The 2,529-nt window shown below is 65.6% G+C and carries 1 protein-coding gene; it reads right to left on the reverse strand.

The features are described 5' to 3' along the window. Nucleotides 1-2,519, reverse strand: a 2,519-nt coding sequence (locus tag AB0M30_RS47575; RefSeq protein WP_364599288.1) for an ATP-dependent Clp protease ATP-binding subunit, incomplete at its 3' end; no start/stop codon positions are given. Nucleotides 2,520-2,529: the final 10 nt, after the last annotated feature.

Raw genomic sequence — 2,529 nt, forward strand, 5'->3', positions numbered from 1 at the left:
GCGCCGATGCTGACCGGCGGGGCGTCCGGGATGGACGAGGGCCGGCGTTCACCGCGGAAGGTGAACTTCGCCTGGTCGTCCTTGTCCTCGGGGTTGCCGCTCCAGCCCTCGACGTCGACCAGGATGATCTGGCCGGGCTCGACCTCACCGAAGAGGATCTTCTCCGACAGCTGATCCTCGATCTCACGCTGGATCGTGCGACGCAGCGGCCGCGCACCCAGCACCGGGTCGAAACCACGCTTGGCCAGCAGCGACTTGGCCTTCGCCGTCAGCTCCAGCTCCATGTCCTTGGCCTTGAGCTGCTTCTCCACCCGGCCGATCATCAGGTCGACCATCATGATGATCTGGTCCTGCGTCAGCTGGTGGAACACGATGATGTCATCGATCCGGTTCAGGAACTCCGGGCGGAAATGCTTCTTCATTTCCTCGTTGACCTTCTGCTTCATCTTCTCATACCGGGTACCGGTGTCGTTGGACCCGGCGAACCCGAGCGAGACGGACTTCGAAATGTCCGACGTCCCCAGGTTGGACGTGAAGATGAGGACCGTGTTCTTGAAGTCGACCGTGCGACCCTGACCGTCGGTCAGGCGACCGTCCTCCAGCACCTGCAGCAGCGTGTTGTAGATCTCCTGGTGCGCCTTCTCGATCTCGTCGAACAGCACCACCGAGAACGGCTTGCGCCGCACCTTCTCGGTCAGCTGGCCGCCCTCTTCGTAGCCGACGTAGCCCGGAGGGGCACCGAAAAGCCGCGACGCGGTGTAGCGGTCGTGGAACTCACCCATGTCGATCTGGATCAGCGCGTCGTCCTCACCGAACAGGAACGCCGCCAGCGCCTTCGACAGCTCGGTCTTACCGACACCGGACGGGCCGGCGAAGATGAACGAACCCGACGGGCGCTTCGGGTCCTTCAACCCGGCCCGCGTCCGGCGGATCGCCTGCGAAACAGCCTTGACCGCGTCCTCCTGGCCGATGATGCGCTTGTGGAGCTCGTCCTCCATGCGCAGCAGCCGGGTGGTCTCCTCCTCGGTCAGCTTGAACACCGGGATGCCGGTCCAGTTGGCCAGCACCTCCGCGATCTGCTCGTCGTCGACCTCGGCGACGACGTCGAGGTCGCCGTCCTTCCACTGCTTCTCCCGCTCACCCTTCTGACCGAGAAGGGTCTTCTCCTCATCACGCAGGCGAGCGGCCCGCTCGAAGTCCTGCGCGTCGATCGCGGACTCCTTGTCCCGGCGGACGTTCGCGATCTTCTCGTCGAACTCGCGCAGGTCCGGCGGCGCGGTCATCCGGCGGATCCGCATCCGGGCACCGGCCTCGTCGATCAGGTCGATCGCCTTGTCCGGCAGGAACCGGTCGTTGATGTACCGGTCCGCCAGCGTCGCGGCGGCGACCAACGCCGAATCGGTGATCGAGACACGGTGGTGCGCCTCGTACCGGTCACGCAGGCCCTTGAGGATCTCGATCGTGTGCTCCAGCGACGGCTCGCCGACCTGGATCGGCTGGAACCGGCGCTCCAGGGCGGCGTCCTTCTCGATGTACTTGCGGTACTCCTCGAGCGTGGTCGCACCGATCGTCTGCAACTCACCACGGGCCAGCATCGGCTTCAGGATCGACGCCGCGTCGATCGCGCCCTCCGCGGCACCCGCCCCGACCAGCGTGTGCAGCTCGTCGATGAACAAGATGATGTCGCCGCGGGTCTTGATCTCCTTGAGCACCTTCTTCAGACGCTCTTCGAAGTCACCGCGGTAGCGGGAACCGGCGACCAGGGAACCCAGATCCAGCGTGTAGAGCTGCTTGTCCTTGAGCGTCTCGGGCACCTCGCCCTTGACGATGCTCTGCGCCAGCCCCTCGACCACGGCGGTCTTGCCGACGCCCGGCTCACCGATGAGCACCGGGTTGTTCTTGGTCCGCCGCGACAGGACCTGCATGACCCGCTCGATCTCCTTGCCGCGCCCGATGACCGGGTCGAGCTTGCCCTCGCGGGCGAGCACGGTCATGTTGCGGCCGAACTGGTCCAGCACCAGCGACGACGACGGGGTGCCCTCACCACGACCGCCGGAACCGGTTTCGGTGGACTCCTTGCCCTGGTAACCCGAGAGCAGCTGCAGCACCTGCTGACGGACCCGGTTCAGGTCCGCTCCCAGCTTGACCAGTACCTGCGCGGCGACGCCCTCGCCCTCACGGATCAGGCCCAGCAGGATGTGCTCGGTACCGATGTAGTTGTGGCCCAGCTGCAGCGCCTCACGCAGCGACAGCTCCAGCACCTTCTTCGCCCGCGGCGTGAACGGAATGTGCCCGCTCGGCGCCTGCTGGCCCTGGCCGATGATCTCCTCGACCTGCTGACGCACGCCCTCCAAGGCGATGCCCAGCGACTCCAGCGCCTTGGCGGCGACACCCTCACCCTCGTGGATCAGACCCAGAAGGATGTGCTCGGTGCCGATGTAGTTGTGGTTGAGCATCCTGGCCTCTTCTTGAGCCAGGACGACCACCCGCCTCGCGCGGTCGGTGAACCTCTCAAACATGTGCACTCCC

The organism is Amycolatopsis sp. NPDC051716 (genome assembly GCF_040681595.1).
GTDB lineage: Bacteria > Actinomycetota > Actinomycetes > Mycobacteriales > Pseudonocardiaceae > Amycolatopsis.